The organism is Sphingobacterium sp. WOUb80 (assembly GCF_050058145.1).
GTDB lineage: Bacteria > Bacteroidota > Bacteroidia > Sphingobacteriales > Sphingobacteriaceae > Sphingobacterium.
Map to the genome: position 1 here is coordinate 6,273,422 of NZ_CP165617.1, position 26,551 is coordinate 6,299,972.

General features: G+C 41.4%; 18 protein-coding genes. 10 read left to right on the top strand and 8 right to left on the bottom strand.

Going from position 1 to position 26,551, the window contains the following annotated elements; all coding sequences use genetic code 11:
- The 9 genes from nanU (at window position 1) to AB1Z56_RS25910 (ending at window position 13,059) form a co-directional block, all read left to right on the top strand.
- Window positions 1-1,536, top strand: a complete 1,536-nt coding sequence (gene nanU / locus AB1Z56_RS25870; protein ID WP_426790506.1) for a SusD family outer membrane lipoprotein NanU — start codon at window positions 1-3, stop codon at window positions 1,534-1,536.
- Between the two features lie 42 nt (window positions 1,537-1,578).
- Window positions 1,579-2,499: a dihydrodipicolinate synthase family protein gene (locus AB1Z56_RS25875; RefSeq protein ID WP_426790507.1), complete on the top strand. Its 921-nt coding sequence runs from the start codon at window positions 1,579-1,581 to the stop codon at window positions 2,497-2,499.
- 92 nt (window positions 2,500-2,591) lie between these two features.
- Window positions 2,592-3,731 carry a hypothetical protein gene (locus AB1Z56_RS25880; protein WP_426790508.1) on the top strand — a complete coding sequence of 380 codons (1,140 nt, stop codon included), beginning with the start codon at window positions 2,592-2,594 and terminating at the stop codon, window positions 3,729-3,731.
- Between the two features lie 50 nt (window positions 3,732-3,781).
- Window positions 3,782-5,017, top strand: a complete 1,236-nt coding sequence (locus tag AB1Z56_RS25885) for an MFS transporter (RefSeq protein ID WP_426790509.1) — start codon at window positions 3,782-3,784, stop codon at window positions 5,015-5,017.
- Between the two features lie 34 nt (window positions 5,018-5,051).
- The gene (locus tag AB1Z56_RS25890) at window positions 5,052-7,157 is read left to right on the top strand and encodes a GDSL-type esterase/lipase family protein (protein ID WP_426790510.1); all 2,106 of its coding nucleotides are present in this window, start codon (window positions 5,052-5,054) and stop codon (window positions 7,155-7,157) included.
- A 33-nt stretch (window positions 7,158-7,190) separates the two neighbouring features.
- Window positions 7,191-8,408 (top strand): AGE family epimerase/isomerase, encoded by a 1,218-nt coding sequence (locus AB1Z56_RS25895; protein WP_426790511.1) that lies wholly within the window; start codon window positions 7,191-7,193, stop codon window positions 8,406-8,408.
- Window positions 8,409-8,414: 6 nt separating this feature from the next.
- Window positions 8,415-10,397: a family 20 glycosylhydrolase gene (locus AB1Z56_RS25900; protein ID WP_426790512.1), complete on the top strand. Its 1,983-nt coding sequence runs from the start codon at window positions 8,415-8,417 to the stop codon at window positions 10,395-10,397.
- Window positions 10,398-10,467: 70 nt separating this feature from the next.
- Entirely contained in the window at window positions 10,468-11,625 is a 1,158-nt protein-coding gene (locus AB1Z56_RS25905) for a sialidase family protein (protein WP_313266790.1), read from the top strand.
- Between the two features lie 168 nt (window positions 11,626-11,793).
- Entirely contained in the window at window positions 11,794-13,059 is a 1,266-nt protein-coding gene (locus tag AB1Z56_RS25910; protein ID WP_313266789.1) for a family 16 glycosylhydrolase, read from the top strand.
- A gap of 89 nt (window positions 13,060-13,148) precedes the next feature.
- Here AB1Z56_RS25910 and AB1Z56_RS25915 read toward each other — a convergent pair whose 3' ends face one another.
- The 5 genes from AB1Z56_RS25915 to AB1Z56_RS25935 all read right to left on the bottom strand — a co-directional run bounded on the left by AB1Z56_RS25915 (window position 13,149) and on the right by AB1Z56_RS25935 (window position 19,064).
- On the bottom strand, window positions 13,149-14,468 hold the full coding sequence (locus AB1Z56_RS25915; RefSeq protein ID WP_426790513.1) for a serine hydrolase domain-containing protein: 1,320 nt from the start codon (window positions 14,466-14,468) through the stop codon (window positions 13,149-13,151).
- Window positions 14,469-15,072: 604 nt separating this feature from the next.
- On the bottom strand, window positions 15,073-15,357 hold the full coding sequence (locus AB1Z56_RS25920) for a hypothetical protein (protein ID WP_309366473.1): 285 nt from the start codon (window positions 15,355-15,357) through the stop codon (window positions 15,073-15,075).
- Between the two features lie 3 nt (window positions 15,358-15,360).
- Window positions 15,361-16,068: a hypothetical protein gene (locus AB1Z56_RS25925; RefSeq protein WP_426790514.1), complete on the bottom strand. Its 708-nt coding sequence runs from the start codon at window positions 16,066-16,068 to the stop codon at window positions 15,361-15,363.
- Window positions 16,069-16,219: 151 nt separating this feature from the next.
- Window positions 16,220-18,457, bottom strand: a complete 2,238-nt coding sequence (locus AB1Z56_RS25930) for a Tex family protein (RefSeq protein WP_309366477.1) — start codon at window positions 18,455-18,457, stop codon at window positions 16,220-16,222.
- Window positions 18,458-18,542: 85 nt separating this feature from the next.
- Entirely contained in the window at window positions 18,543-19,064 is a 522-nt protein-coding gene (locus tag AB1Z56_RS25935; RefSeq protein WP_309366479.1) for a Sec-independent protein translocase subunit TatA/TatB, read from the bottom strand.
- 182 nt (window positions 19,065-19,246) lie between these two features.
- Here AB1Z56_RS25935 and AB1Z56_RS25940 point away from each other — a divergent pair, with 182 nt between their 5' ends.
- A complete protein-coding gene (locus AB1Z56_RS25940) occupies window positions 19,247-20,683 on the top strand; it encodes an MATE family efflux transporter (protein ID WP_408733556.1) in 1,437 nt (478 codons plus the stop codon).
- 72 nt (window positions 20,684-20,755) lie between these two features.
- On the opposite strand, the gene AB1Z56_RS25945 is transcribed toward AB1Z56_RS25940, so the two are convergent.
- The 3 genes from AB1Z56_RS25945 to AB1Z56_RS25955 form a co-directional block, all read right to left on the bottom strand.
- Window positions 20,756-22,105 (bottom strand): dihydrolipoamide acetyltransferase family protein, encoded by a 1,350-nt coding sequence (locus AB1Z56_RS25945; RefSeq protein ID WP_426790515.1) that lies wholly within the window; start codon window positions 22,103-22,105, stop codon window positions 20,756-20,758.
- Window positions 22,106-22,217: 112 nt separating this feature from the next.
- Window positions 22,218-23,477, bottom strand: coding sequence for a competence/damage-inducible protein A (locus tag AB1Z56_RS25950; protein ID WP_426790516.1), 1,260 nt, complete (start codon window positions 23,475-23,477; stop codon window positions 22,218-22,220).
- 290 nt (window positions 23,478-23,767) lie between these two features.
- Window positions 23,768-26,401, bottom strand: coding sequence for a putative LPS assembly protein LptD (locus tag AB1Z56_RS25955; protein ID WP_426790517.1), 2,634 nt, complete (start codon window positions 26,399-26,401; stop codon window positions 23,768-23,770).
- Between the last annotated feature and the right edge of the window lie 150 nt (window positions 26,402-26,551).

The following is a 26,551-nucleotide window of genomic DNA, read 5'->3' on the forward strand; positions in this document are numbered from 1 at the left end:
ATGAAAATCAATATAAAAACCTTACACTTGGCAATAGTATTGGGACTAGGCCTATTAAGTTCCTGTAATAAAAATCTAGAATTAAATCCCGTAAGTACAATCAGCGATGGGAATTATTGGAAGACAGCCGATCAGTTTGATTCGTTTGTCAGTGGTCTACACGCGAGATTTCGGAATCATGAGCGCGCATTTGTGCTTTTGGGTGAATACCAGGGGGAGGTCTTTGGCAATGATCCTGGAACGACATCGTCTTTTACAGGTGAAGCTCCACAGGGGCTAGAAAGAATGTGGAATCATAATTTGGATCTCGATAACCCAGGGGTGAGCAATTTTGGTGCATTTTACGAAAATATTAATCAGATCAATTTGTTGATCAGCAAACTCAATACAACTGAGATTGTAACAGCGCAAAATAAAGGTTACTATTTAGGAATTGCCTATGGAATGCGTGCATTTTACTATTTTCAGTTATATCGTTCCTGGGGAGATGTTGTCCTACAGACAGAACCTGTTGGAAATATTGATATTACCAACCTTGCCAAAGCTGCCTCGCCAGCTTCGGATGTTTTAGGTCTTGTTGCTTCGGATTTAGAAAGTTCTTTGACATCTTTTGGAACAGATTATTCCGTGAAGAATACAAAATCGTATTGGTCAAAAGCTGCAACATTAATGCTTAAAGCAGAAGTAAATCTTTGGAACGCACATCGAGGTGGGGGAAAAGAGGCTGCCTTAACTGCGAAAAATGCTTTATCGGATATAAAATCAAATCTAACCTTGTCTCTGCAATCCGATTTTTCTGGTCTGTTTTCCTCAACCAATCGCGGTAACAGTGAAATGATTTTTGTGGCGCGTCATCAATTAAATGAAGCGACTTTAGGCTTTATATCTGATTTTGTTCCGCAATCGGGGCTTATCGCCAATTATTATGACTCGCTTTCCAATAGAAAATTCACCGTAACAGCTGAAAATTATGGCGGAATATTACGCGCACCGACACGTATTCGTTCGTATAGAGATTATAGCGATTTGGATCAGCGTAAAAACACATCCATTCAAGCAGCCTATTCAAAAGATGAGACAGGGAAGTTCAATCTGGCCGGTTGTTTCCTGAAAAAATATCAAGGTGAGCAAAATGCCGGATCTCGGGCATTCACGAATGATTTTCCAATCTATCGTTATGCAGATTTACTCTTGCTGTTAGCTGAAGCTAAGGTGCTACTCGGTGAAAGTCCCAAAGAGGAAATCAATTTGGTTCGAGCCCGGGCTTTTGGAAGTAATTACAACGAAGGTACTTTTGGTTTTCCGAATCAGAAGATAGACAGCGATCCCATGGAAGCAATTTTAAAAGAACGCAAATTGGAATTTATTGGCGAGGGGAAATATTGGTATGATTTGAGAAGAATGGGCGATAGTTTTGTTTATAAGTATACTTCATTGCCAGTAGCAGAATCATTTCGCCTTTTATGGCCGATTAATAGAGATGCGTTGACCAATAACCGGCTGCTGGTGCAAACAAAAGGTTACGCTTCGTTTTAGTTACTCATTGAAAAATACGATCATATTAAATAAAAATATCATATGCTAAATCAAAAAATCTCAGGATTAATTGCAGCGCCATTTACTCCTTTCGATGAAAACGGAGAATTGAATCTTGAGCTGATTCCGCAATACTATGCGATGTTAAAGCGCAACCGGGTAACGGGTGCCTTTATCTGTGGCTCTACCGGAGAAGGTGTATCGTTGACTTTTGAGGAAAAAGTTGCGGTGATGACAGCTTGGGCCAGTTTAACAAAAGACGACGATGCGTTTATACTCATGATGCTTCTGGGCGGGACGAATATCAAAGAATGTCAACAATTGGCTAGGCTGGCCGAGCATGCAGGGGTAGATGCCGTGTCATTTACGTCACCATCTTATTTTAAACCCGCCAACGTAGATCAGCTGGCAAAATGTTGTGTCGAAATTGCACGTGCGGCACCGAATACGGCTTTCTACTATTATCATATCCCAGTATTGACCGGCGGGAATTTCCCGATGATCGACCTGTTGAAACAGATTGATGGGGTGATACCCAATTTTAAAGGAATCAAATATACGCACGAAGATTTTATGGATTTTCTAAGCTGTATGAATTATGCAGATCGCAAGTATGATATGTTATGGGGAAGAGATGAGAATATGCTGTCCGCTTTGGTATTGGGTAACAAAGGTGCTGTCGGAAGTACCTATAACTATGCCGCACCTTTATACCTTGAACTTATCGATGCGTATGATAGAGGAGATGTTGAAAAAGCTAAGGCTTTGCAGCAGCAATCTATCGATATGATCACTTTGTTAGGGAAGTATGGTGGTATTTCAGTAGGGAAATCGTATATGAAATTGATTGGGCTTGATTGCGGAGCATTTAGACTGCCTGTAAAGAATATTTCGGCGGAGCAATTTGAACTCTTTAAGAGTGATGTGAACAAACTTAATTTTCAGACGTTTTGTGCACAGTAAAATAGATCTCCCTCTCGAGATGAGTATCATGAGTGCTTACATCGAGAGGGAAATTACAACAGGCTGGACTGTAGGTTCAAGAATAAATAGATATGACAAAACAACATTGGATGGGAGTTATTGTGGGAATATTGTTTACAAGTGCTGTTCACGCACAGGTTGGCCGATTGGAATGGCATCAATCCATTGAATTGCCGTCTGTGCAGCAAGGGAAAGCTCATATTGGTCTGGCAGGACCAATAGCTGGTGTCACGGGTGATTGTCTCCTGATTGCCGGTGGAGCGAATTTCCCACATTTACCACCCTGGGAAGGCGGAACGAAAGAGATCCAAAAAGAAGTCTTTATTTATAGAAAAGAGGGAGCGGGACTACGCTTAGCAGCGCAGGATAGTCTTTCTGTGGCGGTTGCTTATGCTGCTAGCCTGAGCCTACCCGATGGATTGCTGGTTATAGGAGGAGAGACGACAGGTGGAAAGACAGCTGCTTGTAGACTGATTAAGTATGATAGCTACGCCAAGAAAATTACGGTGTTAGACTTTCCGAATCTCCCATTTCCGCTAGCCAATATGGGAGCGGTAGCTCATGGGAATAAACTTTTCGTTGCCGGTGGTGAAACGCCTGATGCTGTATCAGACCAGGTGTTGCAATTGGATCTAGAGAATCTTGAAAAGGGATGGGTCTGTGTGGGAAAATTACCCTATGCAGTCTCCCATTTGCAATTGTTGTCCAATAGCCAAAATGATCTTTATCTACTTGGTGGAAGAAAGGCTCATTCGGAGCGCCCTTCGACGTTATATCATGAATTATGGTGCTCAACCGATACTGGAATTACTTGGTCCAAACGGACTGACATTCCTTTTTCCGCGGCAGCAGGAACTGCCTGTGTATTACCAGACCAAGGGATATGGTTATTGAGTGCTGATCGGGGCAATACCTTCCATCAGGTAGAAGCGCTGATCTTTGATGCTAAAAAGGAAACAAACCCATTGCAGCGACAGAAACTCATTGATGCTAAAAATAAATTACAAATCAACCATCCTGGCTTCGGTAGAGCAATATGGCGTTACGATCTACATTCGGATAAATGGAACCGGATGGGGGATTTGCCATCGAATGGACCTGTAACCACGACAGCTGTTGTCTGGGACGACATGATCATTTTGCCCAGTGGTGAAATTAAGGCGGGCGTTCGTACTCCTGAGGTTTTAGTAGCAACATTTTCTAACAAATAGCATTGAAAAAATAAGATATAAAAACTCATATAAACCTGATAAAGCTTGAAATGATCTCTTCTTTACGACATAAATCTTTTTACCCGTGGCTGGTTGTAGCGCTCCTTTGGGGAGTAGCCTTGCTGAATTATATGGATCGGCAGATGCTGTCGACTATGCGTGATGCGATGCAGGTCGATATTCCGCAATTGCAAAGTGCCGAAACTTTTGGTGTATTGATGGCTGTTTTTCTCTACATATATGGCATTATGAGTCCCATCGCTGGTATTGTCGCCGATAGAAGCAATAGAAAATGGCTGATCGTGGGTAGTCTATTTGTGTGGTCAGCAGTTACTTATGGTATGGGGATGGCGCATGATTATTCAACACTATTGGTATTGCGGGCAATTATGGGATTTAGTGAAGCACTGTATATCCCGACTGCCCTTTCCTTGATCGCAGATTACCATACCGGAAAAAATCGATCGCTGGCTATTGGACTACATATGACGGGGCTCTATACAGGTCAAGCCTTAGGTGGCTTTGGTGCAACATTGGCGGCATCAAAAGGATGGCATACCGCTTTTCATTGGTTTGGAATTGTCGGAATATGTTATGCATTGCTGCTCGCGATTTTATTGATGGAGAAAAAACATACGTCTTCAGATGAAGAAAGCACTGCGGAAAGCCAATTACCTCTTTCCAAAAGCTTATTGCTGTTATTTTCCAATGTTGCATTCTGGATTCTATTGTTTTATTTCGCGGCTCCAAGCTTACCGGGCTGGGCCATCAAAAATTGGCTTCCAACCTTGTTCGCTGACAGCCTGAATATCCCAATGGCCAACGCAGGCCCATTGTCTACGATTACAATCGCTATCTCATCTTTTATTGGGGTTATAGCCGGCGGAATACTGAGTGACCGCTGGGCACAGAAGCATATCCGTGGACGTATTTATACCAGCGCAATTGGCCTTGGACTGACCATACCCGCTTTATTGTTTTTGGGATTAGGCCAGACCTTACCTGCAGTTGGGGGAGCGGCAGTCTGTTTTGGAATTGGTTTTGGCATATTCGATGCCAACAATATGCCTATTCTTTGTCAGGTTGTTCCCAAAAATTTGCGGGCAACCGCTTATGGCTTTATGAATATGGTGGGGGTGTTTGCTGGAGCTATGATCACACAATGGTTGGGGAAATTTAAGGATGAAGGCCATTTTGGGTTAGGTTTTGCATTATTGGGGGCAGCGGTACTGCTAGCACTGTTGTTGCAACTCCTATTTCTTAAACCGAAAACAATGGAAAAGTAATCGTAGCGATATCCTGAATTAATAGATCATGAATATGAAATCCTTAATCGACATGATGCCAATCTATATTTCAAAAAAGGGAGCTTTGCTTTTATGTTTGATTATCTCGATCTCTGTCTCCCTGGGGCAGGGGCGAATTAAAATAGCTTGCATAGGTAACTCCGTAACCTTTGGTTATGGGCTCGGCAATCCTGTGGAGGATTCTTATCCGAGCCAGCTTCAAGCATTGCTGAGCCAACGGTTTGAAGTGAGGAATTTTGGCCATTCAGGAGCTACACTTCTACGAAAGGGGCATAGACCTTATTATAAAACGGAAGAATATCAGAAAGCATTGGATTTTAAACCTGATGTTGCCATTATTCACCTGGGACTCAATGATACCGATCCGAGAAACTGGCCGAATTATAAGAACTCCTTTGCATCAGATTACGCGACGCTGATTGATTCCATACGATCTGTTAATCCCAGCGTACAAATTTACATCTGTCGGTTGACTCCTATTTTTAGCGGTCATCCCCGGTTTCTATCTGGTACGCGAGATTGGTATGACCAGATTCAGATGTTGATTCCTCAGATTGCAAAGAATAATCAGGTCGGACTGATCGACCTCAATAGCCCGCTCTGTGCTCGAATAGATCTTTTTGACGACTATTTACATCCAAATAAGCAAGGAGCTGCATTGATTGCTGCACAAATAGCTCATGTACTGACCCCGATTACGCAAGATTTGCAGCTGGCCGAAACGATTGGTTCAAATATGGTGCTTCAGCGTAACTGGGAAAATCGTATCTATGGTAAGGGCACTGCAGCTGCTGAGATCAAACTTGCATTTAATCAGAAGAGCTATAGGACCCATGTGAATCTGGATGGATTCTGGGAGATAAAGCTTCCTAGAATGGAGGCAGGAGGACCTTATGAAATAAAGGTGAGCTCGGGTGGAAAGAACATCGAATTGAAAAATATTCTTTTTGGCGATGTTTACCTAGCTTCCGGCCAATCGAATATGGCTTTTCCACTGCGTCGGGCCCTAAAAAGTGAATCGCTGATCAAAAATGCATCTTCGCGAAAGAATCTACGCCTTTTTAAATGTGGAAATCTAGTTGAAACCGATGCCGTGGCTTGGGATTCTACTACATTAAAAAAGGTGAATGACCTTACGTATTTCCATGGCAACTGGAGTCAAGCAACAGCGGATGAAGCAGCAAAGTTCTCAGCGGTAGCCTATTCATTTGCGGAAAAACTCACCGAAGAACAACATATTCCTATCGGTATTATCGATCTGTCCGTTGGAGGATCCAATACGGAATCCTGGATCGACCGGAAATCCCTGGAAAGCGATGATTTGCTGGCCTCGTATATCCATAGCTGGCAAAAATCAGATTTTCTGCAGGATTTCTGCCGAGAGCGCGCCAGTCAAAATTTGGTCCATTCTAACGTGAAAAATCAGCGCCATCCTTATCAACCTGCCTATAATTTTGAAGCGGGGGTCAGCAAGTGGTTGGGCACAGGGTTGAAAGGCATACTCTGGTATCAAGGTGAAAGCAATGCGCATAATATTGAACTTCACGAGCGCCTTTTTAAAACATTGGTTTCTTCCTGGCGCAAAAGTTTTCATCAGGATCTGCCCTTCTTCTTTGTTCAGTTAACAAGTCTAGATAGACCATCCTGGGGGAATTTTAGAAACTCTCAACGTTTACTGGAGAAACAGATCTCAGGTACCTATATGGCAGTGACGCTCGATGCGGGCGATTCTTTGGATGTGCATCCCCGAGAAAAGATCTTGGTAGGACAGCGTTTGGCAAATCTAGCAAGTCAGCATCTGTATGGGGCGGTATTAAATGCGGATCATCCAAACCCTATTCAATATCGGGTTTACGATGATCGGCTGCTATTGACATTTGATCATTGTACAAAATTAAAAACCAATGGAAATACAACTGTGAAAGGCTTTCAGGTGGTGGACAATAAGGGAAGGATTTTTAATGTACGGGCAAATATCCTTTCTGACAATACTGTCGAAATCAATAAGCCAAATGGCGAAGTAATGAGAATTCTGTATGGATATGAACCTTTTAGCAGGGCAAATCTTCAAAATGAAATCGGAACACCGGTGTCCACTTTCGATTTGACGATTAAATAAACACAAAATGAATTGCTATAAAAATTAGAAAAGATGAAACAGATAAGCATAAAAGATATTGCAAAAATAATAGACACTGATTACTTGAAGGAGATGGAAGTTTTTTATCGTGATCAGCTTTTAAAAGATACTGTACCATTTTGGTTTCCAAGATCGATTGACCATGAATGTGGTGGGTACCTATTCATGCGTGACCACGATGGTACTTTAATTGATACAGATAAAGCCGTATGGATTCAGGGACGTGCTTGCTGGCTGCTGTCTACCCTTTACACAACTGTAGAACAGAAAGAAGAATGGTTAGAAGGTGCCCGGATAGGTTATGAATTTTTGAAAAAACATTGCTTTGACGAAAATGGGAAAATGTATTTTCACGTCGATCGTCTGGGGAATCCTATTCGCATGCGCCGCTATTTCTTTTCGGAAACATTTGCCGCCATCGCTTTCGCAGCTTATGCTAAAGCTACTGGAGACGAAGATATTGCAGATGAAGCTCGTCATCTTTTTGGAATTTGTCTCGCATATGCAAATGGAGAAAGGCTGATTGAACCAAAGTATGAAGCGACGAGACCCATGAAGGGAATCGGTGTACCGATGATCATGATCAATACCGCGCAACAGATTCGCGAAACGATTGGCGATCCGCGCTGTGATATCGTTATCAGCGATTGTATTGCACAGATTGAACGTGACTTTGTTAAAGATGATATCCGTTGTGTGATGGAACAAGTAGGGCCTAATGGTGAAATTGTCGATCATATTGACGGTCGTACTCTCAATCCCGGGCATGCCATCGAAGGAGCTTGGTTTATCCTCCATGAAGCTAGATACCGAGACCATGATCCGCATTTGATTGGTCTAGGCTGCCGTATGCTGGATTATATGTGGGAACGTGGCTGGGACAAAGAATATGGTGGTATTCTATACTTTAGAGATGTATACGGAAAACCTGTACAAGAATACTGGCAAGATATGAAATTCTGGTGGCCACAGAATGAAACAATTATAGCAACATTGCTCGCTTATGTGGTAACCGGCAATGAAAAATATAAAAGCTGGCATCAACAGATCAATCAATATGCCTATGACCATTTCCACGATAAACTCAATGGTGAATGGTATGGTTACCTCCATCGCGACGGAAAGATTGCGCAAACGGCTAAGGGAAATTTATTTAAAGGTCCTTTTCACCTCCCTCGCCAAGAGTGGTATTGTATGCAAATATTGAAGGAATTTAACTCGATTAAGTAAAAGATCATGAGACGACAAGAAGCTACGCGAAATATCTTCCTCTCTACGCTGATTATTATTCTTTTTTTTATCAGTCCTTTACGTTGTCTGCCGGATTCAATCAGGCCACTGCTTCCTATGCCGCGTTCTGTGAAATGGAAAACAGGAAACTATTCTATTCAGCATCTTGTTCGTGTTCATATCAAAGGCGAGGTGTCAGATTTTGATAGACAGACACTAAGTGTCTTGCTAAAAGATTGGAATGTAACTAAGATTGATTTTGAGAGTTTCAAGAATAGTGATATCGCTATCTTTTGTGATAAGCAATTGGATCTGCCATCTGCATCTTTAGAGGCTTACCGTATTGCTGTGGATCAACAGGGAATACGGATTGAGGCCAGAACGAGTGCCGGTATTTTCTACGCCTTACAAACGTTGCGGCAACTGGGCGGTCAGGATGGGCAGTTACCCTATTGCTCCATTACAGATTATCCTTCTTTTCGCTGGCGCGGATATCTAGTTGACGTAGGACGAAATTTTCAGTCTCTAGATGTACTCAAAGAGCAAGTCGACATCATGGCGCGGTATAAACTTAATATTTTCCATTTCCATTTCACGGAGGATATTGCCTGGCGACTTGCCAGCAAGAACTACCCAGGTCTGACTGATTCTTCCAACATGGACCGGTGGCGCGGAAAGTATTATACGATTGACGAGATGCGGGAGCTGATCCGATATTGTCGGGACAGACATATTCAGCTCGTACCTGAAATTGATATGCCGGGGCACTCGGCTGCCTTTCGACGGTATTTTAAAACTGATATGCAGAGCGATAGTGGTCTAGCCGTTCTCAAGGAATTAGTGAGGGAGTTTGCTGTCACTTATCCAGGATTACCTTATTTGCATATCGGAGGAGATGAAGTAAAAATTCACAATCAGCAATTTTTACCGTTTATGACAAAATGGACAGAAAGCTTGGGGATGAAGACTATTGGTTGGGAACCCGGTGGCAACCTGCAGCCACAGACAATTCGTCAGCTTTGGATGGGGGGACCACAAGCGATGACGAAAGATTCTCCTTTCGAGGTAATTGATTCAAAGCACTTGTATATAAACCATATGGATCCCTTGGAAGCTGTGACGACGTTATTTTACAGGCAATTGGGGGGGCAGACATCGGAAAATGAAAAGTTAATGGGGGCAACACTCTGTTCATGGCCTGATCGTGCGGTCAATCATGAACAGGATATATTTCATCAGAATGCAGTTTATCCTGCTTTGTTGACTTTCGCAGAACGTAGCTGGTGCGGTGGAGGAGATTTTGAATGGCGTAGCAATATCAAAACGGATCGGGAAGGGCTCGCCGAATTTACAGCATTTGAGGAGCGCCTGATCCAGCATAAGCATTTGTATTTTAGAGATCTTATTTTTCCTTATTATCAGCAAAGTAAACAGAAATGGGTATTGTATGGACCTCTGCAAAATAAAGGCAACCTAAGTATGAGTTTAAATGAGGAAGCGAAAGGAAATTTTACTTCTTTAAAAAAGATCGGTGAGTTTTATGGTGGCACAATCGTATTACGCCATTGGTGGTCTGATGTCGTAAAAGGGGCCATAGATGATCCTGCTGAAAATAGCACACTGTATGCTGTGAGTCGGATCTGGAGTGACGTGCAGGGCAATAAGGAATTTTGGATCGGTTTTAATGATCTTTCCCGTTCGTATGCCAGTGATTCACCAAATTTGGGCACATGGGACGACAGGATGAGTAGACTTTGGGTCAATGAACATGAAGTGCTCCCTCCGGATTGGCAGCATGCGGGCCAGAAGGGAGATCTGGAAATCCCATTGATTGATGAGGGGTATAGTTATCGAAGTCCTGCCATAGTTCAATTGCGTAAAGGGTGGAATACAATTGTGGTCAAGTTGCCTGTTGGAAAATTAAAAGGGAAAGACTGGCAAAATCCATTGAAATGGATGTTTACTTGTCTCCCTATTGATAAGGAGTAAAAGTAGCATGTTTCCTTCCATTGATGGAGCGGATGAATTTTAAAATAAGTAACAATAAACATAAATAGATATGAAGAGACTATGTATAATGGGGGCATTTGCGCTGTTAGCAGGGATTTGTCAGGCACAGGAAGTAAATGTATTTGTTTCAGGCGAAGAAGGCTATAAGAGCTACCGTATCCCTGCTATTGTAAAGGATAAAACGGGACAGCTAATCGCCTTTGCAGAAGGCAGGGTAGATCATGCCGGAGATTTTGGTAATGTGGATATTGTTTATAAAATCAGTCAGGATAATGGGAAAACATGGGGTCCGCTGCATGTTGCCGTTGACAACGATAATTTGCAAGTCGGCAACCCAGCACCCGTAGTTGATCTGCTAGACCCGGCATATCCCAAAGGACGCCTGTTACTTTTTTATAATACGGGCAATAATCACGAAGGCGAAGTACGCAAAGGCAATGGCTTGAGAGAATGTTGGTCCATTAGCTCGGCCGACGGCGGAAAAACCTGGTCCAATCCACAGAATATTACGCTTGAGACGCATCGCCCCAATCAGCCTTCGGTAAATGCGCAGTATAACTTTCAGGAGGATTGGCGAACTTATGCGAATACACCAGGACATGCATTACAATTTGATTCCGGTAAATATAAAGGACGTATATACATTCCAGCTAATCACTCCGAAGGAAATCCGAAGTCAGATGGCAAAGATTATTTTGCGCATTCTTATTATTCGGACGACCATGGAAAAACATTCAAAATCGGTGCGAGTGTAAAATTTGAAGGATCAAATGAAACAATGGCCGCACAAATATCGGGGACAGGATTATACATGAATTCCCGCAACCAGCAAGGTAATGTAAAATCAAGGATTGTGTCTTATTCAAACGACGGTGGTGTTACTTGGGATACAACATATTATGATAAAAACTTGCCCGATCCAGTCAACCAGGGTGCCGTGCTTTCCTGGCAAAAGAAGGGAAGATACCTATTAGCCGTCTGTAATGCTGCATCGACCAATAGAAGAGACAATCTAACCGTTCGCTTAAGTAAAGATCAGGGTAAAACCTGGTATTTCAATCAGGTCATTGCAAAAGCACCTGAGGATGTAAAAGGGGATTATGCCGCTTATTCCGATTTAGTGCTTTTAAATAAAAATAAACTCGGTGTTTTATTTGAAAAAGAAAATTATAGCAAAATTGTCTTTTTGCCAGTGAATTTTAAATAATCACACACATTGTGTTGCCGATATAATATACATTTTCTTCCACTCATTCCTTTCCGTTTTAATCGAAAGGATTGAGTGAAAGAATTCAAGTGTCATTTCTTATACAGCTTGCTCCACAGGCTGTCAAATAACGCTATAAACTTAAATAAACCAATAATCAAAAACTAAATGAGAAAAACTAAATTTTGGCTAGCGTTGGGCCTCATCGCAACAAGTCTGTCTATTTTTGCTTGCAAAAAAGACTCTACTTCAACAGCATCTATATCGCAGATTGGTCATAAAAAGGCCCTGGCTAATTTGTCAGCATTGACTTCGGTTGCTACCACCGATTATGAGCTTATCTGGTCGGATGAGTTTAATAGTAGCGGGAATTTCGATTCCACCAAGTGGTCTTATGCCGAAAGGGGGACAGTTGCATGGAATAAGTATATGACCTCCCTGCCGGCTTATGCATCACAGGATGGGAGCAATCTCGTCTTGCGGATGGATAATGCTGCTGTTTCAGGAGACCCTGTTGCCTATCATGCTGGTGGTGTTAAGTCGATGGGAAAGTTTAGCCTAACTTACGGAAAGGTGGAAGTACGTGCTAAATTTACACAGGGAAGAGGTTCTTGGCCAGCGATCTGGATGATGCCCGAACCGGCTACAGCTTATGGAGGGTGGCCAGCTTGTGGAGAAATAGATATTATGGAGCATGTTAACAATGAAAGCGTGATGTACCACACGATCCATAATAGTTCGGTTACCAATGCAAATGGCGGGAGTACAGCTTCAAAATCTGCATCTTATAATGCAACTGATTATAATCTGTATACAATGATCTGGAGTCCCAATGATATTCGATTTTACGTTAATAATGTATTGCAGTATACCTATACAAGAATAGCTGGCGGGGGAACCCAGCAATGGCCGTTTGATGTCCCATTTTATTTAATTTTAAATCAAGCAGGCGGTGCGGGATGGCCGGGGGCGATCACAAACGCCGATTTGCCATTTAGTATGCAGGTTGATTATGTGCGGGTGTATAAATTGCCGCTGTTCAGTAATGGCGATTTTGAAAGTGGTACTCTTTATCCTTGGACAACTTGGGGTGGTGGCTCTTCCGTTGTGTCAACAGATGCACGGTCGGGAACGAAATGTGTTCGGGAAACTGGAGGAGAGACTTCGATAGAACAGTATTTAACAGGTCTATCACCGAATACAACTTATCGATTTGGCGGGTATGCCAAAGTTGCTGCCACTGGACAATCGGTAAATATTGGTGTTAAAAACTATGGCGGAAATGCTGTTGATGCCACGGTCAGTACCACAGCTTATTCCAATGGTTCGGTTACTTTTACAACCGGCGCTAACAATACAACAGCGACAGTCTATTTTTACAAACCTTTAAGCGGAACAGTTTACGGCGATGATTTCTATTTAGAAAAACTGTAAAACACAGTTCTTGAAAAGAGCAGGGGTGGGATTCAACCACTGCTCTTTTTAAGACCATGAATCTTCGCTTTAGTTAACGTAGCATTTCCTTATTTCTTTAAAACGAGCGTGTGGCCATTTTGGTAGAGTGTCATTTTGTTTTCGCTACGCTCGAAAACAATTCTTACACCAAATTGTGGCTGGACTAGTGTGTTTTTATCCTTCGCTTTCAGTTGAAATGCCGGCTGACCGACAACTTGCCCCAGCACTTTGTTGCCTTCTCTGGTAATATTTATCTGGATTGGAGGCTGTTCACTTTTATATTCGCCAACGACACTTGAAATTTCTTCCTCTGTCCATTGTATTTCCGCAAGATCAGGAAGTGGAAAAGGTTTTTTGTAAAGCTCGCCAAGGCTGAACTTTAATATTTCATTATTATTATAATTGTTGGCATTGCTAATAAGTGCGACGTTATAATTGCCGTCATCAAAATGACCCGCAACAGAAGAATAACCATCTATACCGCCCGTGTGACCAAAACCTAAGTGTTCGTAGAATGGCAATTGAAACAAACCCATTCCAAAACCTTGATCTATTTTTTTCATCTCTTCCAGGCTAGTGGAATTGATTATTTTATGGCCAAATAAACCATTGAAAAATTTGACCAGATCTGTGGGAGTTGACCAAACGGCGCCTGCTCCAAGGGGAACAGAATTGTCTGTGTGTGGTTCTAATGTCCATTCTTGGGTAAACCGATACGATTCGCTGGCATCTTGACTGTTGTTTTTAGGTCGGCCGAAGGTTGTCTCTTGTAAGTTTAATGGCTTACAGATGTATTGTTTCAATAAAAAAGCATAGTCCTTTTTCCAAACTTTTTCTAAGATATAGGTAAGTAGGATGTAGTTTGAATTACTATATGCATGTTTGCTGCCGGGAGCAAAGTCGGTTCCGCCTTTTATGATACGTTCAACAAGTTCTTTCTCTGTCTGTGGTTTAGTATTCCAGGTCAAATAATCGTTGTTATCCGTGATATTGTGTATTCCGCTGCTATGATTTAACAATTGGCGAACGGTGATTTTCCCAGTGTTTGGAATATCTTTAAAGAATGTGGATATCGGCTCGTCTAGCTTCAGTTTTCTGAGCTCAGCTGTTTTTAGAACAAGTGTTGCGGTGAAAGTTTTGGAGATCGAGCCTATCCCATAACGCGTATCTATGGTCGCTTTCTTTTTCTGAGCCAGATCTGTATATCCAATCGCTTTCTGATAAAGTAAATGATCTCCTTGGGCGATTGCAATACTCCCCATCCAAACATTGTTTTTATCCATGACAGAAAGGAGACTATCCATACGGTTAGTGTTAAATTCTTGTGCTTTGAGGATGGGGCTAGATAATGTTCCGAATAGGAATAATAGGGTTGCAGTTCTTTTCATAATTTATGTTTAATAAGATTTTTTGAGATGAGTTGCGGCAGTGGACATGTTAAATATATAACAAAATACATAGTAATACAATGTATTTGTTTTTTAGTTTTCCATTTCGATCTAATGCACTGTTGCTAGGAGTGCAACATATTAAAAAGTAGTACGGAGGGGGCGGGTTGCAGGTGACATTAAACAAAAAACACTTGAAGTGGGGAACTTCAAGTGTTTAACCTAACCAATTATTAACCTAAATTTATGAAAAGTATACTTTCTCAAGTATAGTACACTACATTCAATATCTGTGCCATTCTGTTTGTTAGTTTTATAATATTTTTCTTTGTGATATATTTGTTACGTAAAATAACCAGTTATCCCTTGATTTTCTCTCCTAATTGGCAATATTTTTTAAATATGAAAAGCTTTTGGGGTGTGTTGAGTTAATTTTATAAATCTCCCTAATGATTTCGGTTACTGCACTGCTTGATCTGTATGAAAAAGTAAACAGTTCTTATTCACAAAACCTTCATGAGTTCCTGGGCATCAACAGCAATGAAAGCGAAAGAAGGTTTTTTCTGGCCAATGAGATCAGACACTTTCAGAAAAAATAGGACTATCACTGATATTCAACGTAACGTTCGAACAAATCTTTCCACTCATCGTCTAAACTACCCCTATATACGTTTTGTTTGGCACGGCGATACCAATATTCAGCATTCCATTGATCACCTTCTTTGCGGTGCAAATAAGCATGCACATGTGCTGCTGCAGTTCCTTCCAGCTGATCGATCAGGTCGTGTGCGCTTTTCCAATTTCCTTTCAGATCATACCAGAGTGACTTTTGTACTGCTGTCCAGTGCTGAGGTGGACTTTCAAGGGATTGAAATTCTTCGATTGTCATATATTATTTTGTTATTTCTTTACTCCAGATTTCATAAATATCGTCTCCTTTGGAACTTTTTCCTTTGTGGTGCCATGCGCCATCCACAAGTGCACCCTCAAATTTGAGTTCTTGTCCCACGCGCTTATTGTCTCTCGAAAAAAACTGTATTTTTTCCGTATATCGATTGTTGCCGTATTGGTAATCGCCACCACCTGTACCGTAGAACCCCTTTTGTGCGGGATTGATCGCTATCCATTGAAAATATCCATCCACTAATATTTTAATTGTTTTGCGATCAGTTTTGGGTATATCGTGCATTTTTCCTTCCTGTTGGCGGCTTGTTATTCTCCATAAAGCATCTAGATCTTGAGGAAGGTTTTTTTGTTTGATATATAAATGATAAGCATTTGCTGTCTTTAATCGTAGAGAGTCGTTTTGGATCCGATAGGGTAAAAAAGTTTTTTTACCAATAGCAGTTGAATCCTGTGAATTATACTCTACAAAGACATTGACAGTTTGGTTTTGCCCTTCGATGGGTCCGCCCCAGGTATAGTGGAAGCGTTTATTGATATCATCAAAGCATATAAATGAGATATACTGATCTTTGATTAAAATCAAATTTTTACACAGACCATCGTGATACATATATGCACCATCAGGAAGCTGTGCATAGACTTTGGAAAATATCGTTCCGAAAAAAAGGAAGAGGATTAGGGTATAATTTCTCATGATGAGTCAAATCTTGTTCTCCTCTAAAGATACGAAATAAATTGTCGTCAAAAATGTTTGTCAATGGATTTGATTCGTAAAAAACCTTCCTGATTTCGCAAGTAGCAACAGCTGTGAAATCAGAAAGGTTTTATCATGAAGTTACATGAACCTATTTGAACTTACTGGCTAATGCAGCCAGCTTGCTCGCCATATCAGTTTCAGGTTCCACCTGTCTTTTAGGATCATTTTTCCTGCTTTTGGTCAGCGCAGGTTTTTCATCTGTTTTCATTGACAGGGCGATACGGCTACGTTTTTCATCAACTTCTGTTACTGTCACCATGACGTGTTGCTGAACTTTGACGATTTCATGGGGATCTGATATATAGCGATTCGATAACTGACTTAAATGTACTAAGCCATCTTGATGTACACCAATATCAACAAAGGCTCCGAAATTTGTAATGTTGGTCACTATACCCGGTAGCTTCATGCCAACCCGTAAATCGCCAATACTATTGACCCCCTCCGTGAAGGAGAAAGCTTCAAATTTTTCCCTTGGATCTAATCCTGGTTTCGCCAATTCATTCAAAATATCATTTAGCGTCGGTAGTCCAACTTCCTCTGAAATATAATTTTTCAAGGGGATAGATTTTCTCAGGTCCGCGTCAGTCAATAGGTCTTCGACTTTTTTGCCGAGATCTTTAGCCATTTGTTCAACTAACGAATATCGCTCAGGATGCACAGCAGATGAATCGAGTGGATTGGCTGCATGTCGGATACGGAGAAAACCTGCAGCCTGTTCAAATGCCTTTTCACCAAGACGAGGAACTTTTTTTAGTTCACGTCTGGAAGCGAATGGACCATTCTCATTTCTATACTTTATTATCTGTTGTGCCAGGGAAGGACCTAAACCAGATACATAGGCTAAAATTTGTTTGGAAGCTGTATTCAGTTCAACACCGACAGCATTTACGCAACTGATGACGGTATCATCCAATGAGGTCTGGAGCTTGTTTTGGTCCACATCATGCTGATATTGTCCAACACCGATCGATTTGGGGTCAATTTTAACGAGTTCAGCTAAAGGATCCATTAATCTTCTACCAATGGAAACAGCTCCACGGACCGTAATATCGTAGTCCGGAAATTCTTCCCGTGCAGTCTCAGAGGCTGAATAAATAGAGGCTCCACTTTCATTGACCATGACGATGGTAACATTATTTAAACCCAGTTTTCTAACAAATTCTTCGGTTTCACGTCCAGCAGTCCCGTTTCCAATGGCTATCGCCTGAATATCATATTTTGATACGAGATATTGGACCGTTTTCTTTGCTTCCGCTAATCCATTTGCGCCATTGTGCGGAAAGATAGCTGTGTTTTCTTTGAGCTGTCCTTGTTCATCTAATACAACGGTTTTACAGCCTGTACGGAATCCAGGGTCGATCGCGAGCAGTCTTTTTTGTCCCAATGGGGCTGCTAGAAGCAATTGGCGAACATTGTCGGCAAAAACTTTGATGGCTTCTTCATCAGCTTTTTGGCGTGTCAAGACACGGATTTCCGTCTCCATGGAAGGTTTTAACAGACGTTTGTAGCTATCTGTCAAAGCGAGTTTTACCTGAGCAGCGGCAGCATTGGCGCCCTTAATATAAATGGATTCAATACGAGGTAGAATTTCTTCCTCATTGATATCGATATCCAAGTAGAGCAACTCTTCTTTTTCTCCGCGGCGCATTGCTAGCACTCGGTGGGAAGGCGCATCTTTCAATGATTCCGACCATTCGTAATAATCTTTATACTTTATTGCTGCTTCTTCTTTTCCAGGAACTACTCTTGAAACAAACGAGCCTTTTTCCAGGAATATTGCTCTCGACTTGGCTCTCACAGCTGCATCTTCTGCTATGACTTCGGCAATAATATCCCGGGCACCTGCTAGTGCTTCCTCTGTATTTTTTACACCTTTTTCTTCATCGACCAAACCGTCGGCTAAGGCAAGGAAATCTCCTGATTCCTGTGCCAAAATCAGATCAGCCAGGGGTTGTAGACCCTTTTCACGTGCAACACTGGCACGCGTTTTACGCTTCGGTTTGTAAGGCAAGTAGATATCTTCCAGGCTGGCCATGGTTTCGGCCCCCAGTATCTGCTGCTCGAGCTCTGGTGTCAATTTTCCTTGATCATTGATGGATTTCAGAACCGCTTCTTTTCGTTTATCTAAATCTCGCAGTTGTTGAAAGCGGTCTCTGATATTGGTGATTTGAACTTCGTCCAGACTGCCAGTCATTTCCTTACGATAACGTGAGATAAATGGAACCGTCGCGCCTTCGTCTAATAATGCTATAGTCGTGCGAACCTGTTTTTCGCTAATAGAAAGCTCATTAGCAATAATAATTTCATGTGTTGATAAGCTCATTGGTGGTTTAATCTTAAAAAGTAGAGCTGTTGAATGGTAATTCAACAGCTCTAAGTATATCTAATTATAAACTAATGTAGTAAAATTAAGCAGGTTTATTGGTGTTGTCCTGCTCAGGCACTTTTTTTTCTTCTACTTCGTTGTTTTTAGTTTCGGCAAAATGATCGTTATACCCGTAGGAGATGTGAGATGGTTCTTCTCCGTAATCCAATTGTTTGTGTGGGTTATGTTCAACAACACCTGCTGGTGTTGAGAACTCGTATTTTTTCTTTGGTTGTTCTGTTTCTGAACCTTCTGCTGTTTCCTGTGGTTTTGTTTCCTTTTCATGTGCTGCTTGAGCCTTCTCTTCAGCCACACGCACATCGGTAGGAACAGCTTCTTCTTTTACTTCTGTTTTAACGTCTATGTCTTTCTCGAAATTATTGATTTGATCTGAAATCTCACGTTTGATACCTTCTGACGCATCTTTGAACTCACGTATTCCTCTTCCTAAACCTCTCGCCAATTCAGGAAGTTTTTTACCTCCAAAAAGTAACAAGATTGCAAACACAATGAGGATCATCTCCTGTGTTCCAATGTTTAAAAATGCTATTACTGGATTGTACATACTCTTTTTCCTCTTCTTTTGATTACTAACTAAATGCTAAGTTACATTTATATTTCAATAGTTCTTAGACCCAAAAGTAAATTTAAGATAATTTTAAGGTATTTGAAACATAAAAATTACTTAACCAAGCGCGGTTGTTTAGTTAGTGTAATTTGTTATATTTTTGCTAAATATTTTATAATATGACGATAGGACAGAAATATCTTTGTATTTTTGTGGCTATTTTTTTGGAGAAATCGATTATGTTGGGAAAATTTAAAACATTCAAGCCGTATTACAGAAGTACGATGGTGTTGGCAGCGCCGGTTGTGATCTCACAATTGGGACATACATTGGTGCATACAGCAGACAGTGTGATCGTTGGGCATTTTGCAGGGACTATTCCATTGGCGGCGGTTTCGCTGGTACATGCCGTTTTTATGATTGTGATGGTGATGGGGTTGGGGATCGCTTATGGTATAACGCCATTGATTGCGCAGGAAAATGGCCGTGATAATAAGAAAGAATGTGCCATTCTGTTGTCTAATAGTTTTTGGTTAAATATTATTGCCGGACTATTGTTGTTCTGTTTGGTTTACTTTGGTTCTATGTTGGCGATCGATCATCTCAACCAAGATCCGGCTGTGGTAAAAGAGGCAAAGCCATATTTGCTTATTTTAAGTTTATCGATGTTGCCACTGATGGTCTTTAGCACATTCAAGCAGTTTGCAGAAGGTCTGGGATTTACAAAGCAAGCCATGAATGTGACGATTTGGGGGAATGTGCTGAATATTATATTGGCGATCATCTTTGTTAAAGGGATGTTTGGCATAAGTCCCATGGGGGTCAAAGGGGTCGGGTACAGTACGCTGATCGACCGTGTGTTAATGATGTCGGTGATGATGATTTATGTATTGCGATCCCAGAAATTTAGGGGATATATCCAGTATTTTAAAGTGACGCTGATTGACCGGGAACGATTGCTCAAAATATTGCGGATCGGGGCGCCAGTAGCTATGCAATATGTATTTGAAATTGGAGCCTTTGCCGGAGCATCACTGTTAGCAGGTACCATAAGTGCGACGGCGCAAGCTTCCCATCAAGTTGCAATTCAGTTGGCTGCTATGACCTATATGATGGCAAGCGGTATTGCTGCTGCGGCAACGATCAAGGTGGGCAACAGTTATGGCAATAGAAATCTCTTCCGTCTCGAAAGATTTGCGATAACTTCTTATCAATTGGTGTTGATCTTTATGTTGATTACAGCATCTTTGTTCGCGTTGCTGAACAATTATTTGCCCTATATTTTTACTTCAGACCATGCTGTGGTGATTATCGCCTCGCAACTCTTGATCATCGCGGGACTGTTTCAATTGTTTGACGGTACGCAAGTGGTCGGTTTGGGGGTATTGCGTGGGATGGGAGATGTCAATATTCCAACTATTATTACATTTATCGCTTATTGGATTATTGGTTTGCCAAGTGGGTATCTTATGGGAATAGTGTTTAACTGGGGGATCAAGGGAATTTGGTATGGGCTAACATTAGGCTTGCTGACTTCTTCGCTTTTACTTTATCTGCGGTTCCAATTGGTGATCAAGAAGAAGAAAATACAGTTCGAACAAAGTATGTTTAAGTAACAAAAAGTATATTCTAAACAACAAGAAAAGGCTCTGTTAAGAGCCTTTTCTTGTTTATCAATGTAAGGGAAGCTAGATGACTCGATTGCTATCCCAATTTTCCAGATAATCTGCAACGCGTTTTAAGAAAGTACCCCCAAGTGCTCCATCGATTGCACGGTGATCGTAGGAGAGTGATAGATACATCATATGTCTAATACCAATCATATCGCCATATTCCGTTTCTATTACTGCCGGTTTTTTCGTTATCGTACCTACTGCCAAGATTGCCGCTTGTGGTTGGTTAATGATAGGAGTCCCCATAATATTGCCAAAAGCGCCGATATTGGTGAATGTAAAGGTACCATCTTGTGTATCGTCGGGTTTCAATTTGTTGGCTCGTGATCGTTGCGCAAGGTCGTTGACACTTTTACTTAATCCTACTAAGCTTAGCTGATCTGCGTTTTTGATTACCGGGACGATAAGATTACCATTAGGTAATGCTGCAGCCATACCAATATTGATATTTTTCTTTTTTATAATATTGTAACCGTCGATGGAGATGTTGACCAATGGAAAATCTTTAAGTGCCTTGCTGATAGCTTCAATAAACAAAGGGGTGAAAGTGATATTTTCTCCCTCGCGTTTTTTATAGGCATCTTTAACCTTATTGCGCCATAAAACTAAGTTGGTTACATCTGCCTCAACAAAGGAACATACGTGGGGAGAAGTTTGCACACTTTTAACCATATGATCTGCGATCAATCTGCGCATGCGGTCCATTTCAATGATTTCATCACTGCCATTGGCAACGGTGTGTACATGAGATGAAGTTGCAGGAGTGATTTTTGGGGCCTCTGTGCCGGTGCTTGCCTGATCTGCCTGAACTGACTTTTGCGACATTGACGATGAATCTCTATGCGCTACATAAGCTAAAATATCTTCTTTGGTCACTCGTCCCTCGGCACCAGTCCCTTGGATACGGTCAAGTTCATCTTGCGATAAGCCTTCATGACGTGCGATATTCTTTACCAGAGGTGAATAGAAGCGAAGCGCATTTTCGTATGGTGAGGATGCAGTTTCAGCCGCTGTGTTGGGCAGCTGGTCTACACCCGGTATGGTCAAATCTATAAGCTCTTCAGCAGCTGTCACTACAGGTACTGTATTTTCTTCCTGTAGAATCACAGGTTCTTCATCTTGTCCTTCAATTTCTATAATTGCAACAACTTCTCCTACTTGGACGGTTTGGTCTACGGTATAGCGCTGCTCTTTTAAAATACCTTTTACAGGAGAAGGTACCTCTGAATCAACTTTGTCAGTTGCAATTTCCAATAAGGTGTCATCTTCATCAATCAGGTCACCAGGTTGTTTTAACCATTTTGTGATTGTTGCCTCGGATACACTTTCTCCCATTTTTGGGAGCAAGAGTTTATATAAAGCCATATTTTTTAGCAATCTCGTTATAGAAAAACGAAGTTAATTAAATTGTGGTTTACTTTCAACAATTTAAAATATTATTCCTTAAATAACGTATTTTTAGAAATATTATTTTACTTTATTGTATGTCTTGTTCTTTTTCTTTTACAAGCAACTTCCATAGAAGTAGTAAAGCATTCATACGGGTACGTTCGATGTTAATCAGTCTGTCGTTATCAAATTGAAACTTTTTGGTGATAACTTCTTTTTTCCCCGCTACGGCTACCCAAATCGTTCCAACTGGTTTTTCAGCTGTTCCACCTCCTGGGCCAGCTATGCCGGTTGTCGCTATCGCATAGTCTGAAGAAAATACTTTTTTGGAACCGGAAGCCATTTCGATAGCTGTCTGTTCGCTCACTGCACCATATTGGATCAATGTTTCTTCATTGACCTCCAGCAATTGTTGTTTTAACGTGTTGGAGTAAGGGATGGTACCGCCAAGAAAAACAGTGCTGCTTCCCGCTACCGAGGTTATTGAAGCGGCTAGACTCCCCCCTGTACAGCTTTCTGCGGTAGTCAATGTAGCACCTCGACGGCTAAGCTCTTTAATCAGATAGGGTTCGATACTCGTATCGTAATCTGCAATGACGTATTGCTGTAAGCGATGAAGCAATTTTGTTTTAAAAAGGGCAACCTGGAGTGTAATATCGGATTTGTTTCTGCTCTTTCCGGAGAGTCTTAAGCGAATAAATGCTAATGTTGGCAGATAGGCCAATTTTATGCTTGAAGGAAGTTCTGCTTCGATATCTTTTATTTCTTCTGCCAAATAAGATTCTCCGATACCGCCGACCAAGATTGTTTCGTGACAGATAAATAAGTCAGGATCCTGTTTGGCTAATAGTGGCAACACATGTTTTTCCATCAGAAATTTCATCTCAAAGGGGACTCCGGGCATAAAAATAAACTGTTTTTGGTCTTGGTTGACCAGCATACCAGGTGCGGTACCATAGTCGTTAAATAACACTTCACAATTTGCCAGGACATCGGCCTGTTGAAGATTGATGTCGAGCATCTTCAGGTTGCGCGATTCAAAGATGTTGGTCACATGACGGAGTACGTTTTCATCGCGGGTCAATGTGGTTCCAAAATATTTTGCTGCCGTTTTTTTAGTCACATCATCTTTCGTCGGACCTAGGCCGCCCGTGATTAAAATAAGATCTGCTCGAGCTGAGGCATCTTTGAGCGTCGTTGAAATCGCCTCTTCTGTATCAGGGATCGATGTCATCTGAACGATATCGATTTCAAATCGGAGAAGCTGCTTGGCAATCCAACCCGAATTGGTATCAATAATCTGACCGATGAGGATCTCATCGCCTATGGTAATAATCTCTGCTTTCATCTGAAAAAAATTATGTTAGCCTCTTGCTCTTGTTAAAACCTGCATATTGCATATCCAAAAAGTGAAATTCTAGTTTTGGACGTTTCCGGATATAAACTTACGTAAAATTGTGGCTCAACGAAATGTTTAACATGCATTAGGTAGAAGAGTTTGCTGTTATTGAAAAGGTAAAATGCTAGCTGCGTAAAATACAGTCTTCATGATTTAGCAAGCATGAACCGCTGGGAAAGCGAAAAAAGGTTCTTTCTGGTCTTTAAGAGTAGATGCTTTAGGAAAAAAAAGCGGTTATTTTAAAAATAACCGCTTCCTGAACTTGCTCTTTTTGTGAGCTTAAGATCTTGTAAGATCGATGCCTTAGCACGAATGGTGACATTGTAGCTTCGATATTGGCCAAAGGGCATCCAGCCGAACGACATATCCCAACAATGCAGGTCCCGATAAATATTGAAGGAGGTCATGACAACTTGCTTCTGTTTGAAATCATATCCCGATTGAAAGGTTACTTTCCATTTTGGCGTAACACTGAAGTCGCCATGCAAGTTCAAGGTGCTCGTGAATTGACTCTCCATTTTTCGCGTACTGGAGTTAAACGATTTGGAGGTATTGAAACTAAACGATGCCGCAAGGTTCCATGGAATATTAAAATCGACAAAAGCGTTCGGATCAGAACTGATTCGCGCTAAAGCCTGTGCCTGTTCGGGAGTCATGCCCGCTCCAGTCATTTCTTTTCTTAAAGAATCGATGTTGTTATTACGCGATTTTGCAGCCTTAGGATTCAGGCTATAGTCAAAGGACAGACCAAAGTTTGTCAGACGAGCCAAACTACCATCTTTAATGGCATAGCGATTGATGCGGACGCCGTTTTCATTGACCGAATAGGGATCAAATGTACCGTTGAAGTTTACATTCATCTTTTGGTCGAAAAAAGCAGTCCGGCCAGAGAAAGTAATTGGGGACAACTTTAGGGAATCGGCAACAAAGTTGTAATTTCCACTGAAAGTCAGACCTTGGAGAATAGGGATTTTCTTAATACCGCCATCTGTGGTATCAGATTTACTTTTGATTTTTGCTTCGACATTATTGTCGATGGAAAAACCTATCCCTGCAGATTTTCCTGCAGAAGGAGAGCCATAAACACCCTGACTAAAGATCGAGTATACATTTTGGTTTCCATATTGATCGTTATAATGCTGATAGAAGCCATATTTAGGGTCTGAAAAGTCGGGTCTATAATTCAGGTTGATTGAGGGTGTAACAACGTGTCTGATCTGCGTAAGGTTACCTATTTTAGGGAAGTAATTACCATAGACCTTGGTCGAAAGCCCTGTGGATATAGAGTAGTCATAAGCACGATTGAATCCTTGAACGGTGTCAATACGTTGTTTGTAGCCTGCAGCTGTATTGTCAAGGCGTTGTCTGGTACTTTGTAAATACCAACGCTCGGTGTAATTGACACTGGTGTTGAACTGAAAATATTTAAAGGCATTCAGTGATAAACTGATTGGAATATTGTGTTGGAAACCATTTTGGAATTTTTTGAATCCCCCCGGTTTAAATAATAGTGTATCAATAGTGTTTATCGAATTTTGTGCCTGGAAACTATAGCCGACATTGATGCGTTGATACCATTTTTGTTCACCGACACGGTCTTTGCTGTCAAATGGATTGAAAGAGGATACGTTCAAGCTGATATTTGGCAAGCTCATTTGTATACTCCGTGTGGCCATGTCTTGATTATGCGTTAAGCTGGCTGTCAGGTTTACTTTACCATCGGCAAATACTTTTCCATAGCTGATGGAAGACCCCATTCTATTTTGAGCCAAGTTTTGATAGGTGGTCTGGTTACTACTTGTACCGGTACGTTGATAGAATGATGTCGTACCAAAGTTAACGCTGGCGGAGAAAGAAGTTCCTGGATTAGCCTCCTGACGCTGGGTATGGTTCCAGGTGACATTAAAATCTTTGTTGGAGCCATAATCTCGGGTTCCTTCCACGCCAACTTTGGTATTGGCATAACGGATATTAAAACCACCGTTAAATTTGTAGTTGACGGTATAGCGTGTGTTTACGGAAGCTTCCCACGAACCTTTTGAGTACAATGAACCTCGAATTTCACTATCCCAATAATCATTGAAGGCCAGATACCAGCCTAAATCCCGCATCGAGAATCCACGTGTATAATCTTCTCCAAAAGAAGGGAAAAGAAACCCGGATGCTCTTTTATCTGGTTTTGGAAAAAAAGCAAATGGAAAGGCGACTGGCATGGGTACCCCCATCACAACAAGATAGGCTGGACCCGAAATAATTTGATTTTTAGTGACAATCCCCTTGGTGATATGGATGCCAAAATGGGTATGCGGGTAGGGTAGGTTACAGGTACTGTAAAGCCCTTTGTAGATCGACATTTCGTCGTAGATATTCTTTCGTACAATATTGGCCTGAATGTATCCGCCATCGACCTCCGTCATAATACCATAGGTATTTCCCTCCTGTTTCTCGTAATCATAATAGAGTGAATCGACCGTTTTAGGTGACTCCCCATTTCCCATGATGACGATAGGACGCCCGACATATTTACCCGTTTTGTCATAGATCCCCGAAGCAAAAATCTTTTTCTTGTTTCGGTCAAGACGGATATAATCAGCAGAAAGTTCGAAATCCTGATATTTTACCTTTGCTCCGCGATAAAGGTGACTGATATTTTTTGCAACTTCAGATTTCTGCGAGTCGACAGCAATGATACTCACTTCTGCCTGCAGGCCACTTCCTTTTTTCTTGGTTGTGTCGGTAACAGATTTGGTTGTATCCGTAGTCTTTGTTTTACTGGTATCTTGCGATTTATTGGTCGCCGAAATAGGATCCTTACCTTGAAGTCCGTTCTGTTTTAATGGAATATTACTCTGAGCAACGCTAGAATTGCTCATTGCAAGAATGATAAATAGTGTTAAAATGTTGATTAACGACTTCAAAATTAAAGACAAATGTTATTTTTGTGAAATAATGTTAAACTTCGAGAGACAAAATTAGTCAAAAAAGCAATAGAAAATATGTTAAATATCGTTATCTATTAAAGA

Coding starts and splice junctions, on each gene's coding strand:
- AB1Z56_RS25875 (WP_426790507.1), top strand. CDS start 1,579: ATGCTAAATCAAAAAATCTCAGGATTAATTGCAGCGCCATTTACTCCT.
- AB1Z56_RS25905 (WP_313266790.1), top strand. CDS start 10,468: ATGAAGAGACTATGTATAATGGGGGCATTTGCGCTGTTAGCAGGGATT.
- AB1Z56_RS25880 (WP_426790508.1), top strand. CDS start 2,592: ATGACAAAACAACATTGGATGGGAGTTATTGTGGGAATATTGTTTACA.
- AB1Z56_RS25920 (WP_309366473.1), bottom strand. CDS start 15,357: ATGACAATCGAAGAATTTCAATCCCTTGAAAGTCCACCTCAGCACTGG.
- AB1Z56_RS25950 (WP_426790516.1), bottom strand. CDS start 23,477: ATGAAAGCAGAGATTATTACCATAGGCGATGAGATCCTCATCGGTCAG.
- AB1Z56_RS25940 (WP_408733556.1), top strand. CDS start 19,247: ATGACGATAGGACAGAAATATCTTTGTATTTTTGTGGCTATTTTTTTG.
- AB1Z56_RS25910 (WP_313266789.1), top strand. CDS start 11,794: ATGAGAAAAACTAAATTTTGGCTAGCGTTGGGCCTCATCGCAACAAGT.
- AB1Z56_RS25925 (WP_426790514.1), bottom strand. CDS start 16,068: ATGAGAAATTATACCCTAATCCTCTTCCTTTTTTTCGGAACGATATTT.
- AB1Z56_RS25890 (WP_426790510.1), top strand. CDS start 5,052: ATGAAATCCTTAATCGACATGATGCCAATCTATATTTCAAAAAAGGGA.
- AB1Z56_RS25915 (WP_426790513.1), bottom strand. CDS start 14,468: ATGAAAAGAACTGCAACCCTATTATTCCTATTCGGAACATTATCTAGC.
- AB1Z56_RS25955 (WP_426790517.1), bottom strand. CDS start 26,401: ATGAGCAATTCTAGCGTTGCTCAGAGTAATATTCCATTAAAACAGAAC.
- AB1Z56_RS25885 (WP_426790509.1), top strand. CDS start 3,782: ATGATCTCTTCTTTACGACATAAATCTTTTTACCCGTGGCTGGTTGTA.
- nanU (WP_426790506.1), top strand. CDS start 1: ATGAAAATCAATATAAAAACCTTACACTTGGCAATAGTATTGGGACTA.
- AB1Z56_RS25930 (WP_309366477.1), bottom strand. CDS start 18,457: ATGAGCTTATCAACACATGAAATTATTATTGCTAATGAGCTTTCTATT.
- AB1Z56_RS25945 (WP_426790515.1), bottom strand. CDS start 22,105: ATGGCTTTATATAAACTCTTGCTCCCAAAAATGGGAGAAAGTGTATCC.
- AB1Z56_RS25935 (WP_309366479.1), bottom strand. CDS start 19,064: ATGTACAATCCAGTAATAGCATTTTTAAACATTGGAACACAGGAGATG.
- AB1Z56_RS25895 (WP_426790511.1), top strand. CDS start 7,191: ATGAAACAGATAAGCATAAAAGATATTGCAAAAATAATAGACACTGAT.
- AB1Z56_RS25900 (WP_426790512.1), top strand. CDS start 8,415: ATGAGACGACAAGAAGCTACGCGAAATATCTTCCTCTCTACGCTGATT.